At 46.3% G+C, this 19668-nt stretch carries 19 protein-coding genes and 2 other annotated features (1 of these 21 cut by a window edge); of the genes, 18 read left to right on the top strand and 1 reads right to left on the bottom strand.

Features of this window, described 5'->3' with window-relative positions; all coding sequences use genetic code 11:
* Positions 1-90 (top strand) — a binding site (T-box leader) (it extends 163 nt beyond the left edge of the window).
* 42 nt (positions 91-132) lie between these two features.
* From COP04_RS14860 to obgE, 18 genes are all read left to right on the top strand, one after another.
* Complete coding sequence (locus COP04_RS14860) at positions 133-2772, top strand: valine--tRNA ligase (RefSeq protein ID WP_100488721.1); 2640 nt, start codon at positions 133-135, stop codon at positions 2770-2772.
* A gap of 93 nt (positions 2773-2865) precedes the next feature.
* Positions 2866-4203, top strand: a complete 1338-nt coding sequence (locus COP04_RS14855) for a bifunctional folylpolyglutamate synthase/dihydrofolate synthase (protein ID WP_100488720.1) — start codon at positions 2866-2868, stop codon at positions 4201-4203.
* 218 nt (positions 4204-4421) lie between these two features.
* Positions 4422-6131: a sensor domain-containing diguanylate cyclase gene (locus COP04_RS14850; RefSeq protein WP_100488719.1), complete on the top strand. Its 1710-nt coding sequence runs from the start codon at positions 4422-4424 to the stop codon at positions 6129-6131.
* A gap of 193 nt (positions 6132-6324) precedes the next feature.
* Positions 6325-7335, top strand: a complete 1011-nt coding sequence (locus tag COP04_RS14845; protein WP_100488718.1) for an SPOR domain-containing protein — start codon at positions 6325-6327, stop codon at positions 7333-7335.
* Positions 7336-7548: 213 nt separating this feature from the next.
* A complete protein-coding gene (gene radC / locus COP04_RS14840) occupies positions 7549-8220 on the top strand; it encodes a RadC family protein (protein ID WP_193437476.1) in 672 nt (223 codons plus the stop codon).
* Positions 8221-8373: 153 nt separating this feature from the next.
* Positions 8374-9417, top strand: coding sequence for a rod shape-determining protein (locus tag COP04_RS14835; RefSeq protein ID WP_100488717.1), 1044 nt, complete (start codon positions 8374-8376; stop codon positions 9415-9417).
* A 143-nt stretch (positions 9418-9560) separates the two neighbouring features.
* Positions 9561-10412 (top strand): rod shape-determining protein MreC, encoded by an 852-nt coding sequence (gene mreC / locus COP04_RS14830; RefSeq protein WP_100488716.1) that lies wholly within the window; start codon positions 9561-9563, stop codon positions 10410-10412.
* Positions 10413-10417: 5 nt separating this feature from the next.
* On the top strand, positions 10418-10936 hold the full coding sequence (gene mreD, locus COP04_RS14825; protein WP_100488715.1) for a rod shape-determining protein MreD: 519 nt from the start codon (positions 10418-10420) through the stop codon (positions 10934-10936).
* 363 nt (positions 10937-11299) lie between these two features.
* Positions 11300-11992, top strand: a complete 693-nt coding sequence (minC, locus tag COP04_RS14820; RefSeq protein ID WP_100488714.1) for a septum site-determining protein MinC — start codon at positions 11300-11302, stop codon at positions 11990-11992.
* Positions 11993-12019: 27 nt separating this feature from the next.
* Positions 12020-12817, top strand: a complete 798-nt coding sequence (gene minD / locus COP04_RS14815; RefSeq protein ID WP_100488713.1) for a septum site-determining protein MinD — start codon at positions 12020-12022, stop codon at positions 12815-12817.
* A gap of 156 nt (positions 12818-12973) precedes the next feature.
* On the top strand, positions 12974-13759 hold the full coding sequence (locus COP04_RS14810) for a M23 family metallopeptidase (protein WP_100488712.1): 786 nt from the start codon (positions 12974-12976) through the stop codon (positions 13757-13759).
* Positions 13752-14603 carry a M50 family metallopeptidase gene (locus COP04_RS14805; RefSeq protein WP_100488711.1) on the top strand — a complete coding sequence of 284 codons (852 nt, stop codon included), beginning with the start codon at positions 13752-13754 and terminating at the stop codon, positions 14601-14603. The genes COP04_RS14810 and COP04_RS14805 overlap by 8 nt, the downstream gene beginning before the upstream one ends.
* A gap of 71 nt (positions 14604-14674) precedes the next feature.
* Positions 14675-15829: a ribonuclease E/G gene (locus COP04_RS14800; RefSeq protein ID WP_157800326.1), complete on the top strand. Its 1155-nt coding sequence runs from the start codon at positions 14675-14677 to the stop codon at positions 15827-15829.
* A 56-nt stretch (positions 15830-15885) separates the two neighbouring features.
* Positions 15886-15983: a sequence feature (ribosomal protein L21 leader region), on the top strand.
* Between the two features lie 16 nt (positions 15984-15999).
* Positions 16000-16308: a 50S ribosomal protein L21 gene (gene rplU, locus COP04_RS14795; protein WP_100488709.1), complete on the top strand. Its 309-nt coding sequence runs from the start codon at positions 16000-16002 to the stop codon at positions 16306-16308.
* A 12-nt stretch (positions 16309-16320) separates the two neighbouring features.
* Positions 16321-16677, top strand: a complete 357-nt coding sequence (locus COP04_RS14790) for a ribosomal-processing cysteine protease Prp (RefSeq protein WP_100488708.1) — start codon at positions 16321-16323, stop codon at positions 16675-16677.
* Positions 16664-16960 (top strand): 50S ribosomal protein L27, encoded by a 297-nt coding sequence (gene rpmA / locus COP04_RS14785; protein ID WP_100488707.1) that lies wholly within the window; start codon positions 16664-16666, stop codon positions 16958-16960. Before COP04_RS14790 ends, rpmA begins: the two co-directional genes overlap by 14 nt.
* Before the next feature lie 238 nt (positions 16961-17198).
* Positions 17199-17753 (top strand): Spo0B domain-containing protein, encoded by a 555-nt coding sequence (locus COP04_RS14780; RefSeq protein ID WP_162297111.1) that lies wholly within the window; start codon positions 17199-17201, stop codon positions 17751-17753.
* Positions 17735-19018 carry a GTPase ObgE gene (gene obgE, locus COP04_RS14775; RefSeq protein ID WP_100488705.1) on the top strand — a complete coding sequence of 428 codons (1284 nt, stop codon included), beginning with the start codon at positions 17735-17737 and terminating at the stop codon, positions 19016-19018. Before COP04_RS14780 ends, obgE begins: the two co-directional genes overlap by 19 nt.
* Before the next feature lie 61 nt (positions 19019-19079).
* On the opposite strand, the gene COP04_RS14770 is transcribed toward obgE, so the two are convergent.
* Positions 19080-19616: a transcription repressor NadR gene (locus tag COP04_RS14770; protein WP_193437425.1), complete on the bottom strand. Its 537-nt coding sequence runs from the start codon at positions 19614-19616 to the stop codon at positions 19080-19082.
* Positions 19617-19668 lie beyond the last annotated feature (52 nt).

The raw sequence follows: 19668 nt of genomic DNA, 5'->3' as shown, positions 1-19668 counted from the left end.
AGTCCGGAAAACCGTTATCAATGTTTAAGTGTGCGCCGGCTGATTTGGCGCAAATAAAGGTGGTACCACGGAGCGTTCTTCGTCCTTGCGATGAAGAACGCTCTTTTTTAGTTCTGTAAAGGGGTGGTAAAAATGGCACAAGAAAAGGAAATGGCCACAAAATATGATCCAAGCGAGACCGAAGAAAAATGGTATAAGACTTGGCGTGAGAAAGGATATTTTAAAGCGGACGGCGATCCGGCAAAGAAACCTTATTCCATCGTTATCCCGCCGCCGAATGTTACGGGAAAACTGCACCTCGGCCACGCGTGGGATACGACGATGCAGGACCTTTTGATCCGTTTCAAAAGAATGCAGGGCTACGACGCGTTGTATCTTCCGGGAATGGACCATGCGGGCATCGCAACACAGGCGAAAGTCGACGCCAAGCTGCGCAAGGAAGGCAAATCGCGTTATGATCTGGGGCGCGAGAAATTCCTTGAAGTTACCTGGGAATGGAAGGAAGAATACTCCAACTTCATCCGGAAACAGTGGGCGAAGCTTGGTTTGTCTCTGGACTATTCCAGAGAGCGGTTTACGCTTGATGAAGGCCTTTCCAAGGCTGTGCGTAAAGTATTTGTTCAACTTTATGAGAAAGGCCTGATATATCGCGGCGCCTACATTATCAACTGGGATCCGGCGGCAAGAACGGCACTGTCCGACATCGAGGTTATCTATAAGGAAATTCCGGGCCACCTGTGGCACGTGGACTATCCGCTTTTAGATGGATCAGGATCTATTCAGATCGCAACGACGCGGCCTGAAACAATGCTCGGCGATACGGCTATTGCCGTTCACCCGGACGATGAGCGCTATAAGGATCTGGTTGGCAAAACGGTGATTCTGCCGATTGTCGGCCGTGAAATTCCGATTATTGCCGACAGCTATGTCGATCGTTCATTCGGAACAGGTGCAGTCAAAATAACGCCGGCACATGATCCGAATGACTTTGAAGTCGGCAATCGCCATAATCTGCCGAGGATTCTGGTTATTGATGAAACTGGAAAAATGAATGAAAACGCCGGGAAATATCAGGGGCTGGATCGTGATGACTGCCGCAAGCAGATCGTCGAAGACCTTAAGGATGCTGGTGCCTTGGCTTATGTAGAAGACTATGCACACGCGGTCGGCCATTCGGAGCGTACGGGTGTCGTGGTCGAACCGATTCTATCGACGCAATGGTTTGTCAAAATGAAACCGTTGGCCGAAACGTCATTGAGGATGCAGAAGACCGATGACAAAGTCAATTTTATCCCACAACGATTTGAGGGCACTTATAAGCGCTGGATGGAGAATATTCGTGACTGGTGCATTTCGAGGCAGCTTTGGTGGGGCCATAGAATTCCCGCTTGGTATCACAAGCAAACCGGTGAAATCTATGTCGGCCTTGAAGCGCCGAAGGACATTGAAAACTGGAAGCAGGATGATGATGTGCTGGATACATGGTTCAGCTCCGCTTTGTGGCCGTTTTCAACAATGGGCTGGCCAGACGAGGATACTGCGGATTTTAAACGCTATTTTCCAACGAATGCGCTTGTCACCGGCTATGACATTATATTCTTCTGGGTTGCCCGGATGATGTTCCAGTCATCCGAGTTCACCGGTAAGAGCCCGTTTCGCGATGTTTTGATTCATGGGCTTGTCCGTGATGAACAGGGGCGAAAAATGAGCAAATCCCTCGGCAACGGCATTGACCCAATGGATGTCATCAAACGTTATGGAGCCGATGCACTGCGTTATACACTGGCTACCGGCACGACACCGGGGCAGGATTTGACCTTCCAGTGGACCAAAATTGAAGCGAACTGGAACTTCGCTAACAAGATCTGGAACGCCTCCCGTTTTGTGATCATGAACCTTGATGAGTTTTCCATTGAGGATCTTGATTTTACTGGCGAAAGATCCGTTGCTGACCGCTGGATACTGACGCGGCTCAATGCGACGATCAAAAAAGTCACGGCACTGTACGAAAGCTACGATTTTGGCGAAGCTGGCCGTTATCTCTACCAGTTTATCTGGGATGATTTCTGCGACTGGTATATTGAAATGGCGAAGCTGCCGCTTTACGGAGACGATGAATCAGCGAAAAAAACGACAAAGTCGGTTCTGACTTATGTTCTCGATAAAATCCTCAAGCTGCTGCATCCGGTTATGCCGTTTATCACCGAAGAAATCTGGCAGCATCTGCCGCATCAGGGTGAAACGATTATGCGCAGCGACTGGCCGCGGGTTGTCGACAGCTGGAACGATAATCACGCAGAAGCGGAAATGAGTCTTTTGCAGAATATCATCCGTTCGGTGCGCAATATCCGCTCGGGGAAGAATGTTGCGCCTAAAAAACCGGTCGATATACTGATTAAAACGGAAACGGAAGAAAACGCGGAAATACTGAACGAGAACAAATATTATCTCGAAAAGTTCTGCAACCCGTCGTCACTGAAGATCGGAACCGGCGTTCAGGCGCCGGAAAAAGCCGTCTCTTCAGTCGTTTCAGGGGCAGATGTTTATCTTCCACTTGCAGGGCTAATCAATATTGAAGATGAAATCGGACGGCTTGGGAAAGAACTTGAAAAAATGGATGCGGAAGTTGAACGCGTTCAGAAGAAACTCAGCAATCCGCGCTTTGTTGACAAGGCTCCGGAAAATATTGTCACCAATGAGCGGGAAAAAGAGCAGGATTACTTGCAAAAACGTGATAAAATCAAATTGAGGATTGCTGAATTAAGAGCCTGACAGTGGACAATCAATGTTTGCTGACAGACAATAAACGGTGACGGGTGATGATCCCGCTGCCGTTTATTGATTATTGGGGAGTTGAACCAGAGCATGTTTACAACGATTAAGGAAACACTTGAATGGATTCACGGACTGATACCGCATGGTATGAAGCCGGGGACTCAGAGAATGGAATGGATGCTGGCAAAGATCGGGAATCCGGAGCGCCGTATCCGTACGATTCATGTCGGCGGTACGAATGGCAAGGGGTCGACCGTTTGCTATCTGCGCCATATTTATCAGGAAACCGGGCTGAAAGTAGGTACTTTTATTTCACCTTATATCACTTCTTTTAATGAGCGGATCATGGTTAACGGCGTTCCGATCAGTGATGAAGATCTGGTTAAAACAGCAAATATCGTCTATCCGCTGACCAAAGCGGTTGATGCAGAAACAGATCTTGGTCTGCCTGCCGAATTTGAAACGGTGACCATGCTCAGTTTTGTTTATTTCAGCCAGCTTAATCCCTGCGATTTGGTGATTTATGAAGTGGGTCTCGGCGGTCGACTGGATTCTACAAATGTTATTCACCCCCTTGTTTCAGTGATTACGAATGTCGCCATGGATCATATGAAGCAGCTTGGGAACACGATTACGAGCATTGCGGGTGAAAAGGCAGGCATCATAAAGAACGGCGTTGGCATTATAACCACTGCGGAGCATCCGGATGCACTTAAGGTGATCCGGGCTAAAGCAGTGGAAAAACAGTCGAAACTTTATGCGCTGGGCAGTGAATTTCACGTGCATTCTTTAGGGCATGACGAAGCGGGTGAGCATTTTAACTTTGACAGCATTTACCTGCACACGCGGGATCTGACTTTGCGGATGAAAGGCGGGCATCAGTTGAAGAATGCCGCCGCAGCGCTTATGGTTGTTGACTATCTGAAAACTTATTATGGAATACCGGCGGAAGAAAGTGAAATTCGTGCCGGACTGGAGAAAACAGCTTGGCCGGGCCGCTTTGAACTGATGTCAAAGCAGCCACTGATTATTATTGATGGCGCACATAATGTGCAGGGCACTGAAGCGTTAGTCGCAACTGTAAACCGTTACTATCCGGATCGCAACGTCCGTGTGCTTTATGCAGCGCTCAAGGACAAACAGTATGAAAAGATGGTTCGGATCATTGAAACAGCGGCATCGGAGATTACACTGACTACTTTTTCTTATCCGCGCGCTGTAGCGAGCAGACTGCTTTATGATGCGTCTCTGAACAAGAATAAAATTGAAGATCCTGACTGGGAGCATGCGTTTCGCCGGTTGGTTGCTGAAACAGGGGATCGGGAAATGCTTCTGATCTGCGGTTCACTCTATTTTATCGCTGCAATCAGGCATTTTTTGTTAGATAAAAACAATGCCGATGCAGTGAAACAATCCGAAGTACTTTAAGAATAAAATTTTTAAATAAAGAAAAAATTGGAAAATAAAACATAATCGTACAAATTAATCATGCAAAAGTCCAGGAAAAAGTTTAATATATATTGAAGAATCGAAAGTTTCGAAAAAACTGTCAATATAGGGCTGCTTTTGATACAATAAACTTAGTAAAAAAGTATGATTTACTTAGCCTTTTCATCGCACGTCTTAACGAAAAGGAGGAGGTGCGATTGAGCAAAGCCAAGACGAGAGCGACATGGGTAGTCTGGTTTATCATTGCGGCAGTGTTTCTGCCATTGATTTACCTTGCAGACCCACCGAAAAATGATACATTATCTTCTGTCCTAACTGTTTGCATTGTGTTTATGATTACCGCCCTTTTCAGCTTCAGAGTTCAAGGTACCGATATCATCGTCTTGCAGGGCATCGGCTTATCCGCATTCCTCATTTTCGGTCTTTTTGTCGAAGCAGTGATGACTCAGTTTGGTATTCTTGTCTATCTTTTGTCCCAGAGGCTCAGCAAGAATGACCTGTACCGTATTCCTATTAATTCTATTATGTTTTTGGCTGTTTCGGTTTCTGCAGCAGGAGCTTATTACGGCCTTGGCGGGAAGACGGAAAGCATTGCACATGTGCTGCTCTCCTTCAACCTTATCCCGGTCATCGGTTTTTATATGGCAGGTTATCTGGTCAATGAGCTTGTTCTGTACTCGTTCCGCCGATGGCTGCTTAAGACGCCGGGAAATAATAAATGGTTTGACATGGATATGATCTGGGAGGCTGGGGTCACATTCCTGATGATGCCGCTCGGTATTGCTTTTTATTTCATGTACTCAACCAGGGGCATTGACGGGATGTTTATTATTGCAATTCCGATGGTTGCCCTCTCGATCATCATCAGGCTGATCAATACGAGTCAGGATTTGATCAAGTTTCTGCAACGTGTCAATCATCTCGGGCAGAAACTGACTGAGGAATTATCAGTTGATCATGTCGTTGATCTTTTGTTCAGCAAAATTCCTGAAATGCTTCCTGCGGACTACTTGTATATTATTAGTTATCGATATCCGGAAAAACCAAAAGTCATTCGTCTATATAGAAAGTTTGATTCTGAGAATTTTGTTCCTTTCCGCCAGGAAGCAGATATCAGTTTTGATGTCTATAGACAGGGAAGAGCAATGATCGGGATCAGGAACCAGGACATGTATCCCTTTCTATATGCCCTTTCTAACGGTCGGGCAAAATCTTTTCTCTCCGTTCCCATGATGTATCACGGACAAGTGATTGGCGTTCTGACGATGGCCTCGCATCTGAACAAAGCGTATACGAAAACTTACCGTATCGGGATGGAGATTGTGGGTGATTTTCTGGCGATCGCGCTTGAGAATGCGAGAACTTTCGAAATCCAGAAAAAAGAAAGCGAACGAGACCCCTTGACCGATCTGTTTAATTATCGGTATTTGATGAATGCGCTGGATCACTTGTATAATGATCTGTCACTGAGTACATTTTCTGTTACTATGATGGATATTGACGATTTTAAAGCCGTGAATGATACGTATGGGCACCAAAACGGCAATGCGGTTCTTGTCGGGGTAGCAAACCGGCTGCGCAGCACGGTCGGTGACAAAGGGATCATTGCCCGGTATGGCGGTGAGGAATTCACTGTGCTTCTGCCGGATATGGACCGCAACATCTGTTTTGCGGTCGCAGAATCCATCCGTCAGTCTGTTGCAACCGAGCCTTTCATGATCTATATTGAAAACGAACATCGTTACAAACAGATCCATATCACGATCAGTATTGGTCTATCCACTGCCAGAGACGATGCCTCCGGGCCTGCGGAATTAATCAATAACGCGGATCATGCGATGTATAACGGTGCGAAAAGGAAAGGTAAAAATCGGGTTGCCCGCTATGTTCAGATAACTGCCAAATAAAGAAAACCTGCCGATTGGCAAGCCTTCAGGCGAAGCCAGAGGCTTATAATCTGCCGAAATTTTGTACTGCTTAAAGTGTAAAAAAAATAGCGAAAAAAAGTTGGGACAAGACGACAGAAGTCTTGTCCCTTTTTAAATGAATTATGTTACCCTTGCCGAAGTAGTCCTGCCAGTATAAAAGGGGGGGAACGCCGTGGAAAGGGAAAACAGACACAAGCCTGACGTGATTATCAAATTCAATGGTCAAGCACATAGCCTGGAACAGTGGGTAAAAAAAGAAACAGCTGCTGAAAGGGAACGATTACCGGAGAGTAATCGCACATCTTCCGAGAAAGCGGAACGCAAAGCATCAATTGTCGATCAACCGGGGTATTTGGCTCATTATCAAAAAAATAAAACGATCCGCGGCAGGAAGCGGACATTCAGAGCGTCACAGATATTAAAGATAATCAGCCATTTCTGGCTCCCGGGCGCGGCTGCGATCGTTATCGGGCTGGTCATCGGCCTGACGATGTTAACAGCCTTTTCAGGAAAAGGGAACACGGGAAGTGCGGCATGGAGTGAGCGACTAAGCACATCTTCTATAAATGTACCGTCCGGAAAAATAACGGGCAAGAGTCTTGAGCTTTCCATTTATGTTATTCAAACCGGTGTTTTCTCAACAAAAGAAAGAGCCTCTCAAGTAGCCGGCAACCTTAGAAGAGAGGGCTTTTCAGCGCTGACTGCTGGAAACAATCCGACGGCTGTTCTGATTGGTGGTGCCTTTTCAAAAAAAGGAGCGGGACAACTGGAAAATTATTATAAGAACCGGAACATCCCAGCCTATCAAAAATATCTTCAGATCCAGGTTCAGAATTCGTCGAAGGTACTGAAAAACGACAAACAGGCCATCCTGACGTTAAAAGCAAAAACTTTTGTCCAGACACTTCTTACCGCTGCAGAGGAAAATTCCGGTGGACAGAATGTTTCGGATAAAACGGTACGTCAGATGGTAAGCATACTTGACGATTGGAAAAGAACGGACCCCGGTCCCAAAAACGCCAGCGAACAAATGTTAGTCGGCAACATGGAGACGGTGGCCGGGCAAGCAGTAACTCAGGCCCAGGCACTGCAGCATACGAAAAGCGGAGAAAATGATGAGAGGTTGCAGCAGTCGGCACTGGAGATGGTCGCCCTATACCAGAACTTGATTCTGATCCATTGACGGCAAGAAAAAAATAATCGACGGGAATTCAGTATTTATTGTCATAAATGTTGAATTCCCGTCGAAAATAGTAAAAGACAGTTCCCGACAAGTTGATTTTTCGATTTTTCCCCTCTGCAATAAAAGCCGAAAAACGTTATGTTTATGAAAACGTGCAATCAGGCAGTTTTACCGGCTGCAAATCAGGGGGGAATTAAATTGAAAAACCATGTCATGATGAAGGATGTTCCGGATGCTGATCGGCCTCGTGAGCGGCTGATGCTGGATGGCGCAGGTGCACTTTCTAATCAGGAACTGATTGCGATCATTCTTCGTTCCGGCTCAAGATGCGAATCTGTCCTTCAATTGTCCGAGAGGCTGATTAGCCATTTTGGTGGGATGGATTTTCTTAAAGAGGCGAGTGTTGAAGAACTTGAAAAAATAAAGGGTATCGGAAGAGCTAAAGCTGTTCAACTGCTGGCCAGTTTTGAAATCGGGAACCGGATGGTCAGGCTTCCGCGCGATTCACGGTACACGATCAGATCTCCTGAAGATGGGGCAAACTTTGTCATGGAGGAGATGCGCTCGCTCAAACAAGAACATTTTGTGGTACTGTTTCTCAATACAAAGAACCAGGTGCTTCATAAATCAACGATTTTTATCGGCAGCCTGAATTCTTCTATTGTTCACCCCCGCGAAATATTCAAAGAAGCGGTCCGCTATTCTGCTGCGGCAATGATCTGCTTCCATAATCATCCATCCGGCGATCCTGCACCCAGCCGGGAGGATATTGACGTGACCAAAAGGTTGGTTTCGTGCGGGAAAATGCTCGGTGTCGAAGTCCTGGACCACATTGTGATCGGTGACAGAAAGTTCACGAGCCTGAAACAAAAGGGTATGATGTAGAAATTATACGATGGAATGAACGATGGAAACAGTGAAATACGGATAAACGGGAAATGATTTTTGCATACTTCCTGAAACACCCACTATAATTTTAGTGTTAAGTAAGATATAATTAATTTTATGAGTTCTGCAACTTGAAGGGAGATTACATAGATGTTTGGCGGATTTTCAAGAGATATGGGGATTGATCTGGGTACGGCGAACACGCTTGTATATGTTAAAGGAAAAGGGGTCGTTGTTCGCGAACCGTCTGTCGTGGCTCTGCATACTGATACGGGTCTTATTGAAGCGGTCGGTACCCCTGCAAAGAATATGATCGGAAGAACGCCGGGAAACATTGTTGCTGTGCGTCCGATGAAGGACGGAGTTATTGCCGATTTTGATACGACCGCAACAATGATGAAATATTTTATTAATGAAGCGCAGAAACAGCGCTCAATCTTTTCGCGCAAACCTAATGTTATGGTTTGTGTGCCGTCAGGAATTACTGCAGTTGAAAAAAGGGCTGTGGAGGACGCAACAAAGCAGGCGGGTGCCCGCGAGGCTTATACGATTGAAGAGCCATTTGCTGCCGCGGTGGGCGCGGATCTGCCAGTCTGGGAGCCAACGGGAAGCATGGTTGTCGATATCGGGGGCGGAACAACGGAAGTTGCCATTATCTCGCTGGGCGGCATTGTAACCAGTCAATCGATCCGCGTTGCCGGGGATGACATGGACGAAGCGATTGTTCAGTACATCAAGAAAACATATAACCTGATGATTGGCGAAAGAACGGCGGAAACGCTGAAGATTGAGGTCGGATCGGCCGGCGTCTCAGATTCTGTCGAAGGTGAAACAATGGATATCCGGGGCCGGGATCTTCTTACCGGACTTCCAAAAACAATTGAAGTGACTGGAAAAGAAGTGGCTTCAGCCTTGAAAGATACCGTCGGGCAAATTGTTGAAGCTGTCAAAGTGACCCTTGAGCAGACGCCCCCTGAACTGGCTGCGGACATTATGGATCGGGGTATTGTGCTGACAGGTGGGGGTGCGCTCCTGAACAACCTCGATCACTTGCTGAGCGATGAAACCAAGATGCCGGTAATTGTTGCCGAGAATCCATTGGATTGCGTTGCTATTGGCACCGGGCGTTCTTTGGAAAATATACATCTTTTCCGTTCAAAATCAAGATTTAGCGCGTCTTCTAACAGAAAATAAAAATACCATTATACTGTTATTGAGTCTGTTCGAAAAGGTGACGAAGAAGAAACAAGCCAGCAAAGGGATTCGTCGCTGATTATTCGGTTACTCTTCGAACACCCTATAGTAAATCAATTTGTGATGGATTAGCAGGTGTCTCTATGCCTTCATTTTTTTCAAATAAAAAACTTATTGTGCTGCTCATGAGCCTTATCATTCTGATCGCCCTGATCAGTTATTCACTGCGGCAGGGGAACCGCTCGAGCTGGCCGGAACAATTTGTTCAGGATACAGTGGGGTCGTTCCAATATGTGGTTAATGTACCCGCTCAATATGTAGCGGGTTTCTTTCAGAATGTCAGTGATATAAAAAATGCATACGTGGAAAATAGGGAACTTAAGGCAAATCTTGCAGATTATGCAAGAGTCGAACAGCAAAACAGGGACCTATCGCAGCGATATAACGAAATGAAACGGCTGCTCAATATTGAAAATTCCCCAGATCCTTTGGGCTATAAAAAATATCCGGCAACAGTTATAGATCGTTCACCTGACCAGTGGAATCAGTTACTGACTGTTGACAAGGGGCGTGTCAACGGAATTACTGCCGGAATGCCGGTTGAAACTTCAGACGGCCTGGTTGGCAGTATTTCCAGCGTTGGGAACTTCACCAGCAAGGTATCGTTGATTTCCAACTCGCAAAATATGAATCAAATCTCGGCAATCATCCAAAACACGCAAACTTACGGAATGGTCGAAGGATATGACCCGAATAAGGGTGTGCTGCTGTTTCAGAAGATACCGATTAAGGCCAATGTTAAGAAAGGCCAGATCGTTACCACTTCAAGTTTGAGCAGCACGTATCCCGACGGCCTGATGATTGGGAAAATCACGTCCGTCTCAACAGATCAATATGGACTGACTCAGTCGGCCGAAGTGCAGCCTTCAGCAAATCTCAATAATATAAACTATGTCATAATTATTAAAAAAAGTTCCACGGGCGCGGGGGGGTAAAAACTATGAAGCAATTCAAACTTTTTATCTTTCTGTTTCTCGCTTTCCTATTAGAAGGAACAATTATGATGTACATTTTTCCTTATGAAAATTGGGGACATATTCAAATGATTCCCAATTTTTTGTTTGTGCTTCTTCTCATGGTGGCATTTTTCGCTGATGAGCAGTGGGGCATCAGTTACGCTATTATCTTTGGCTTGTTGACCGATTTGGTCTATACTTCCGTTATCGGTGTGTATGGATTCAGCATGGGACTTGCTGTGTATGTTACCTATTCTTTGTCGAGATGGGTTAACATGAATGCGGTGATGACGCTTGTTCTGACTGCTTTTGGCGTGTTTTTCCTCCAGACAGAGGTCTATCTGATTTATGTTATGATTGGACTGACACATCAGTCGCTTAATGAATTACTACAATGGCGCATACCGGCGACCCTTGGCCTGAATGCTGTTTTTGCGCTGATTGTCTATTTGCCCTTCCGGAGCTTTCTAACGTCAATAAGGGAAACGGATGTAAATAGATAGCGGGCCTTCTGTGGCTGTTACCTGCGAATTTTTAGATTGTGAAGGGTTTCTCAGAAACTTTTCTTACACTTTAATAAAATATAAAAATTTAAGGGATTAAAGTTAAGTGGCCGAACAGACATCAGATCTTCAACTGAGAACGTGCACGTTCTGTGCACAACGTCGAAGTCACAGCATCCTGCGGAAGTACGTTCTGTGGCATGTTCGGCAGGCCATCCATGACCATCACAACTAAGGCTCAGCCTGCGCCAGAGGCTTGGCTTTGCCAAGTTTTCTTTATTTTCATAGAAACTTAGGAAAAATAAGAGAAGGATTTTCAGCATTCTTTATTGAATATCAAACATATTGAGGTGAATGATTCCCATGTCTGACAGCCAGCCACTCGTTACGATGAAAGGCAGAAAAGACGGCCTTGTTCTCGTGATGGATGAAACATGCGCGTATGATGCGCTGATCGATGAGCTAAAGGAGAAGCTGTCGGTCAATCGCCATCTTTACAAGGATGGCCCGATAATCTCGGTTAAAGTCCAGACGGGAAACCGCTATATCAGTGAGTCTCAGCGATCAGAGTTGATTGACGTGGTTCGTTCCTTTGATCGCCTCCAAGTTGAATCAATTGAATCAAATGTGATGACTGTTAAGGAATTTGAAAAGAAACGTGTGAAGGAGAGACTGGTATCGGTGGCCCGTGTGGTTCGTTCGGGACAAGTTCTTTGTATTGAGGGAAATCTTCTCCTGATCGGCGATGTGAATCCCGGTGGAACGGTGTCAGCGACCGGCAATGTATATGTTCTTGGGGCACTGCGCGGCATTGCATGTGCGGGCACCTCTGATGATGAAAAGAATGCTGTCATTATCGCTTCGATCATGAAACCGACACAACTGAGAATCGGAAAACGGATCAGCCGCACTGAGGAAGAACCAATGGATGAACTGAAAAATGATCATGTACTGGAATGCGCCTATGCTGATCCTTCACTTGATAAAATTGTAATTGACAGGCTCCAGACTGTTTTGAAGCAGCGGGATCTGCCTGTCATGTTTGCACAATCGTAAAACTCAATACACAGAGGGGTGTTCTCGATGGGGGAAGCAATCGTCATAACTTCAGGCAAGGGCGGTGTCGGCAAAACAACGACATCGGCAAATATCGGCACGGTATTGGCTCTTCAGGGAAAGAAAGTCTGCCTTGTGGATACCGATATTGGGCTGCGCAATCTGGACGTCGTGATGGGCCTTGAAAATCGCATCATTTATGATCTGGTTGACGTGGCGAACGGACGATGCAAATTGAGCCAGGCTCTGGTCAAGGACAAGCGGTTTGAATCCCTCAGTATGCTTCCTGCGGCGCAAACCACTGACAAACTGGCAGTTAAGCCCGAAGAGTTGAAAAAAATGGTTGATGAACTTAAAGCGGACTTCGATTACGTGATCATTGACTGTCCTGCTGGAATTGAACGCGGTTTTCGAAATGCAGTGGCAGGCGCTGATCATGCAATTGTTGTCACCACACCGGAAATTTCCTCTGTTCGTGACGCCGATCGGATCATAGGCCTCTTGGAACAGGAAAAACAAATTACCCCACCTCGCCTGATCATTAATCGGATTCGCCAGCATATGCTGAAAAATGGCGGTATGCTGGAAATCGATGAGATCATGAATATTCTGGCCATAGATCTTCTGGGCATCGTCCTGGACGACGAAGATGTGATTTCGTCATCTAATAAAGGAGAGCCGATTGCCTTAAACCCAAATTCTAAAGCGTCTCAGGCCTACAGGAATATTGGCAGGCGTATTCTTGGAGAAACTGTTCCATTAATGGCTATTGAAGAAAAAGGCGGTTTTTTTCATAAATTCAAGAGCCTTCTCGGCATGAGGTAATTAATTGGTTTAATTTTTTGTTTGGTCTCAGTTTGTGACAAAAATAATATCTTTTTTTAAGAGGCTGGAATCTAAAGAGCCTCTTTTTTGTGTTTCATAAATTCGCCTTCACCGCATATGATTTTATAAAAGGACAAGCGGGGATGGGGGAAAACCATGGCTGCATTTGAGGAATATAAAAGAAGGCACGATGACAGGAAAAATAGAAAACTGAGAATGATTGGGGGGCGGACCAGCCAGAATCAATACCCGGATTACCCGAATAATCATGACCGCTACGGCGCAGAAAAAGATATGGAACCCGGCCGCAAGATTCCGGGAAATCCGGGTAGACGTTTTATGATCCAGTGTGCGATCGCCAGCCTGCTCTTTGGTTCGGCTTATTGGATTGAAACAAATAACAGTACTGCGTTTCAACCGCTCAGAAAATCGATTGAAACTACGATGACTCAAGAATTTCAATTTGCTGCAGTATCATCCTGGTATGAGAAGAACTTTGGAAATCCGATCAGCTTTTTGCCTGTTCCGGGCGTCCAGAACAGCGGAAAATCGACAGGAACTCAGGGTACTTCAACAACCCAAAACCATGATCCGAACTTTGCGGAACCGGTTAGCGGACAAGTGACCGATCCTTACAGCACCAAAACCAACGGCGTAACCGTTAAAACATCTTCGCATTCAGCGGTTAAAGCAGTTAAGGATGGACTGGTTGTGTTTGTCGGTAAAAAAGCAAATACAGGTGTAACGGTGATCATTCAGCATAAAGGAAATGACGAATCATGGTATGGGAAACTGGACAAGACCAATGTCAAAGTTTATGACGAGGTAAAGCAGGGGCAAGTGATCGGTACAACATCGGGAGGCAAAAATGGAACTTTCTATTTTGCATTGAAGAAGGGGGAAAAATTCATCGATCCCATTCAGGTGATGTCTTTTGATTAGGGTTTTATTTTCTAAAATCAGCATCCACCCTGTTTTCTGGCTCGTCATTGCGGCAGGTATGATCACCGGGCATCTTTGGGAGACGGTCATTGCTTTTTCAATCGTGCTGATTCATGAATGCGGGCACGCCGCAGCAGCATCCCTGATGGGGTGGAACGTGGAAAAAATTGAGCTGCTCCCCTTTGGGGGCGTGGCAAAAATTGATGAAAGCGAGGAACATCCATTCTGGAAGGATCTTATTGTCATTTTAGCCGGCCCTTTCCAGAATATTTGTCTTGCGGCGCTCGCTTTTCTGATTGTGCCGCTACCCTTCTGGGGTGCGCAGCAGCAGGAAATTTTTTATAATCAGAATATGGCTATTCTGGTCTTTAATCTGCTTCCCGTCTGGCCTTTGGATGGCGGAAGGCTGCTTCACCTTTGCCTGCAGAAAATTTACCCGTTCAGGCTGGCTTATAAACGCGTTCTCTTTTTTTCTTTTATGGCGCTGATCGCCTCAAGCATGATGCTTGCTTTTTTCTATCCTTTATCAGTTAATCTATGGCTTGTCCTGTCTTTTATCGCTTTATCCATATATAAAGAACGCCAGGCGATTCCGCTGCACTTCATGAGATTCCTGCTGGCACTTTCGGCGCGGGTTAGACCCAGCCCGAGAATCAGGAGTCTATCCTTTAAACCTGATACGCCACTGGTTGCGGTTTTCTCAAAGTTCTATAAAAATACGGATCATCTCATTTACGTTGAAGGCCGTGACGATTTATTCTTTGATGACCGGCATCTCACTTTAGATTTTTTCCAGGGGCGCACGGATGGCACGCTTGAGGACTGCAAAAACAGCATAGGCTGAAGGATGCGACATTGCATCCTCATCGCAGATTTGCGATAATGTGTGCAGTGTTCCGAATACGAGGTGGACTGATGCACGAAGGTAAACTGTCCGTTGTTGTCGATAAAGAAAAGTCGGGACTGCGCGCTGCTATGCTGAATGGCGGTGTTGTCCAGTCCTTTTACTTTTCATCAGAAAATATTTGTGCAGGTGATTTTTATCTCGGCAAAGTCAGAAAAAGTCATCTAGGTAAAATGGGATGGTTTCTCGATCTTGGCTGCGGCAAACGCGGCTTCTTGCCGCATGATAAAACATTGTCCGAAGTCCCGGTTCCTGGAGATCTCCGCCTTGTTCAGATTGAGAAAGAAGAACGGGACGGCAAATCAGCACAGTTAACGGAACAGGTCCAGGTGGTGAGCAAGGGTGTCATCTACCTTCCATCGGGAAGCTATGTCGCGGTATCCCATCAGATCGAAGAACCGGAACGTGAAGCATTGCGGAAAAAGGCGATAGACTGGTGCATAGCGCCGGAGGGGGCCATCATCCGGACCTTTGCTGCCCGGATGAATACAGAACAAATAGCTGCAGAGTTCGAAAATGGACGTTTCCAATGGGAAAGAATAAAAAAAGAAGCAGAGGGCATGGATCATCCGGGCGTGATCTTCCGGCCGTTCTCTTTTATTGAATCCATTTTAAATGAAAATCATAATCCATCCGACTGCACCATCTACAGCAATATTAATCTTGGCGAGGAATTCCTTAGTGGGGGAGTGGAAATTGTGTATCAGTATCAGGCAGATCTTTTTGCCCTGCATGAACTGAACGGGGCTTATACTTCTGCCATGCAGCCTGAGGTCCCCCTGCCCGGCGGTGCTGCTCTGGTCATTGATTATGCCGAGGCGCTGACTGCAATTGATGTGAATTCAGGCTCAGCACCGACGGGAATCAACTGGGACGAGACGGCGCTTGAGATTAATCTTCATGCCGCCCGGGAAATTGCCCGCCAGCTCAGACTCAGGGAAATCGGGGGCATGATTGTTATTGATTTTCTGCGCTTCAACGATCCTTTATATGAAAAAGAAGTGCTGACTGCATTAATGGGCGCTGTATCTGATGATCCGGCGACGATTAAACTGTTTGGCTATACAAAAATGGGACTGGTTGAACTGACGCGAAAGCGCCGGCGCACCGGACTGAAGGACAGGGTACTGGCACAGCGGAAACGGGATAATAGTATTGACAGCTGATTATGGTTGTGATAAATTATAAAATGTTATTGTCTGAAATAACACAGACGGGGAGCCTCTTGCTCCAACCGCACGGAAAGGGCGGGCCAAACGATTTAAGCTGAGGCCCGGAAATGCCTTCAGGCTGCCCTTCCCGGCGAGTCTGAGATTAATGAAGGAGGTGCATCAGCATGTATGCAATCATTGAAACAGGCGGCAAACAATTGAAAGTAGAGGAAGGTCAGTCGATCTTTGTCGAAAAGCTTGTAGCCGAAGCGGGTGAAACGGTAACTTTTGACAAGGTGCTTTTCGTTGGCGGCGACGATACCAAAGTGGGCACACCGACGGTCGAGGGAGCCAGTGTCACAGCAAAAGTCGTTGAACAGGGACGCGACAAAAAGATTATTGTTTTCAAGTTCAAGAAAAGAAAGAACTATCGCCGCAAACAGGGTCACAGGCAGCCGTTTACGAAAGTTACCATCGAAAAGATCAATGCCTGAGGACAATACATCATGATCACACTCAAGGTGGATCGTGATTCCAGTGGAAAAATTACCGGATTTCTGATGGAGGGACATGCAGGCAGCGGTCCCCACGGATTTGATCTTGTGTGCGCCGGTGTTTCGGCTGTGTCTTTTGGCGCCCTGAATGCGGTTGAAAAACTGACTTCGGTGGAGCTCAGAGTCCGGCAATCACCGGGCGGAGGATTTCTCCAGTGCAGCTTACCGATGGATTCAGGTGCTGGCGATCTCGGAGAAGCCCGGCTGATTCTGGAAGCGATGCTTGTCTCGATGCAAACAATTGAAGAGTCGTATGGAAAATATATTCACATTTTCGATAAAGGAGGTACCGATCATGTTGAAACTTGATCTTCAGTATTTCTCGTCCAAAAAAGGTGTCGGTAGTACAAAAAACGGTCGTGATTCAATCTCTAAGCGTCTTGGCGCAAAAAGAGCGGATGGCCAGCACGTCACGAGCGGTTCGATTCTGTACCGCCAGCGTGGAACGAAAATTTATCCGGGAACCAATGTAGGCCGCGGCGGGGACGATACGCTTTTTGCTAAAGCCGATGGTGTTGTCAAATTTGAAAAATTTGGCCACAAGCGTAAAAGAGTCAGCGTTTATCCTGTTGAGGCACTTCAGGAAGCCTGATCAGACGGCACATACATGCGTCCATGTTTGATGCATCAGAAAAGAAGGCAGCCAATAGGTTTTTTGCAGAGGCAAAAGGCTTAATTGGCTGCTTTTTTATACTGTTAAGAAGACATAAAATTTTTCTAGCTGATCATGTGGAGACAAGTTTCCTCTATCTTCATCTGTAATGGAAATCATTTCCGACTTTTTCTGATATACTTGTCGTATTGAGATCAAACAAAGGGATGGTCGGATGATGATCAATGAAGAAAAAGGAATCAGTATGATCAGTTCAGCGAGGCATGTCCTGCTGAATGATATTCAGCTGATTAAGGGTTACCTGTATCTGAACAGACCGCAGAAAGCCAATGAGGTACTCGACCGGATCACTGAAAAATTCAAAAACCAGTCTCGGATTTCCGATTTAAGTATCCCTGAATGTGCTTTTTACCTGATCGTTTATGACTGGTCAGTCCATCCTTTTCTTCTTGGATTGACCGTTTCGGGGCCGGAAGCGGATCTATCAGAGCATGACCGGTACCTTACCGATTTTTTTCACTGCTTTTTTGCCGTTCTGGAGGAGCAGGTTTCCGAAGCTGCAGAAAATCAGGTGCAGATTATTTTTGAAAATTTAGGATCGGCTTTCCATATCAGCGTGGTTTTCAGTGGAGTGTTGAAAGATGCTGGGAAGGCGCGTCTTCAAATGAATGAGTTCGGGCTGAATCAATCGGTCCATTGGGTCGAACACTATGTAACAACTGACAGTCCTATTGGGAAAATGAGGTGGAATTTGTGTTTGTCGATCAAGTAAACATATATGTCAAAGGCGGTGACGGAGGCAACGGGATGGTTGCTTTCCGGCGTGAGAAGTATGTACCTGACGGAGGACCGGCAGGCGGTGACGGGGGAAAGGGAGCCGATGTCATCTTTGAAGTGAATGAAGGCCTAAATACATTAATGGATTTTCGCTATAAACATCATTTTAAAGGACAGAAAGGTGAAAACGGCCGGACTAAAAACCAGCATGGAAAAAATGCCGAACCTTTAATTGTACAGGTTCCACCCGGTACACTCGTACGGGATCGCCAGACCAAGGCAGTGCTGGCCGATCTGACTGAAAACGGTCAGCAGGCAATAATTGCCGCGGGCGGGCGCGGAGGAAGAGGCAATACCAGGTTTTCAACGCCGGCCAATCCGGCGCCCTATATTTCCGAAAACGGCGCACCGGGAGATGAACGTGATGTTCAGCTTGAACTGAAACTGCTTGCGGATGCGGGAATGGTCGGCTTTCCGAGTGTTGGAAAATCGACGCTACTTGCAGCGGTCACCTCGGCAAAACCGAAAATTGCCGCTTATCATTTTACTACCCTAGTGCCAAATCTGGGCGTCGTATCTGTAGGAGAGGGACAGAGTTTCGTCTTGGCCGATCTCCCGGGACTGATCGAAGGTGCAAGCCAGGGTGCGGGATTAGGGTACGAATTTCTGAGGCACATTGAACGTACCCGAGTGATTATCCACGTTGTCGATATGTCCGGAAGCGAAGGGCGGGATCCTTTTGAGGATTATCAAAAGATCAATGAGGAACTTCAAAGTTATCAGCTGCGTCTTACAGAACGCCCGCAAGTGATTGCCGCCAGCAAAATGGACATGCCGGATGCTTCACGGAATCTGGAGCTGTTTAAAGAAAAAATCGGACCGGATGTTCCGGTTTATCCGGTGTCATCGCTGACCCATTCGGGACTGAGCGCACTGACAGGCAAGGTTTATGAACTGATACAGACCACACCGGTTTTTCCTCTTGAAGAAGAACCGAAATTGGAGGGTGAGGCTCTTTACCAATTTGAAAAGGAAGAGGAGCCGTTTGTGATAACGAGGGGCAGCGATGGTGTATTTAGTGTTTCCGGGCCAAAAGTGGAACTTCTGTTCAAGATGACGAATTTTCAGCATGATGAGGCTGTCAGAAGATTTGCGAGACAGCTGCGCAGCATGGGCGTGGACGATGAACTGAGAAGACGCGGCGTGACCGAGGGCGACACAGTGCGCATCATGGACTTTGAATTTGAGTATACCGATTAATAGGGCAGTCAATATGCAAGAAAAAAGTACATTCAGGGGCATAGATAGATGGACAGGCGGGTTATAATAAATAACCTGCCTTTTTTAATACTCTGACTGCGTCATCAATCTGACCGTCGGAAGGAGCTTCAAGCTGATGAAGATGGATTCCGTCAGTGAGTGAGGAAAGCAGCGAAGCACCTGTTGTTTGAAGCCTGCTGATAAAATGGGCTACATCCGCGTGATTCCGTATCATCAGCGAGCCGGTGATTTCGCCGTAAAGCGGATGCTCTACAGTCACATTGACTACAGTGACGCCGCAATCGACAATTAACTTCAGTTCTTGCTCCGTCTCCCGGATCGTGTGATGGCAGGCGATCGTGCGCGTTTTCATATCCAAACCGGACCTGCCGATGAACAAATAACCTTGTGAAGTCGCAATGATCGGGTATTCTTTTGCTTTAATCAACGAGATATCCTGAACGATAACTTGACGGCTGACATTCATCCGCTCCGCTAATTCGCCGCCGGTTATCGGGTCAGACGATGACTGAAGGCATTCCAGAATCAGGTGCCGTCTTTCTTTAGCAGTGATGCGTTTTTCTCCCGCTTGCGTCATTTTTAACACTCCGCAACAATCATTATTTGTTTTCATTATAGACAATCGTTAA

Source organism: Sporolactobacillus pectinivorans (genome assembly GCF_002802965.1).
Classification (GTDB): domain Bacteria; phylum Bacillota; class Bacilli; order Bacillales; family Sporolactobacillaceae; genus Sporolactobacillus; species Sporolactobacillus pectinivorans.
This window is presented reverse-complemented; position numbering and strand designations above follow the sequence as displayed.

Coding starts and splice junctions, on each gene's coding strand:
- COP04_RS14810 (WP_100488712.1), top strand. CDS start 12,974: ATGGCTGCATTTGAGGAATATAAAAGAAGGCACGATGACAGGAAAAAT.
- minD (WP_100488713.1), top strand. CDS start 12,020: ATGGGGGAAGCAATCGTCATAACTTCAGGCAAGGGCGGTGTCGGCAAA.
- COP04_RS14860 (WP_100488721.1), top strand. CDS start 133: ATGGCACAAGAAAAGGAAATGGCCACAAAATATGATCCAAGCGAGACC.
- mreC (WP_100488716.1), top strand. CDS start 9,561: ATGCCTTCATTTTTTTCAAATAAAAAACTTATTGTGCTGCTCATGAGC.
- COP04_RS14780 (WP_162297111.1), top strand. CDS start 17,199: ATGATCAATGAAGAAAAAGGAATCAGTATGATCAGTTCAGCGAGGCAT.
- rplU (WP_100488709.1), top strand. CDS start 16,000: ATGTATGCAATCATTGAAACAGGCGGCAAACAATTGAAAGTAGAGGAA.
- rpmA (WP_100488707.1), top strand. CDS start 16,664: ATGTTGAAACTTGATCTTCAGTATTTCTCGTCCAAAAAAGGTGTCGGT.
- mreD (WP_100488715.1), top strand. CDS start 10,418: ATGAAGCAATTCAAACTTTTTATCTTTCTGTTTCTCGCTTTCCTATTA.
- COP04_RS14835 (WP_100488717.1), top strand. CDS start 8,374: ATGTTTGGCGGATTTTCAAGAGATATGGGGATTGATCTGGGTACGGCG.
- radC (WP_193437476.1), top strand. CDS start 7,549: ATGATGAAGGATGTTCCGGATGCTGATCGGCCTCGTGAGCGGCTGATG.
- COP04_RS14800 (WP_157800326.1), top strand. CDS start 14,675: ATGCACGAAGGTAAACTGTCCGTTGTTGTCGATAAAGAAAAGTCGGGA.
- COP04_RS14790 (WP_100488708.1), top strand. CDS start 16,321: ATGATCACACTCAAGGTGGATCGTGATTCCAGTGGAAAAATTACCGGA.
- COP04_RS14855 (WP_100488720.1), top strand. CDS start 2,866: ATGTTTACAACGATTAAGGAAACACTTGAATGGATTCACGGACTGATA.
- COP04_RS14770 (WP_193437425.1), bottom strand. CDS start 19,616: ATGACGCAAGCGGGAGAAAAACGCATCACTGCTAAAGAAAGACGGCAC.
- minC (WP_100488714.1), top strand. CDS start 11,300: ATGTCTGACAGCCAGCCACTCGTTACGATGAAAGGCAGAAAAGACGGC.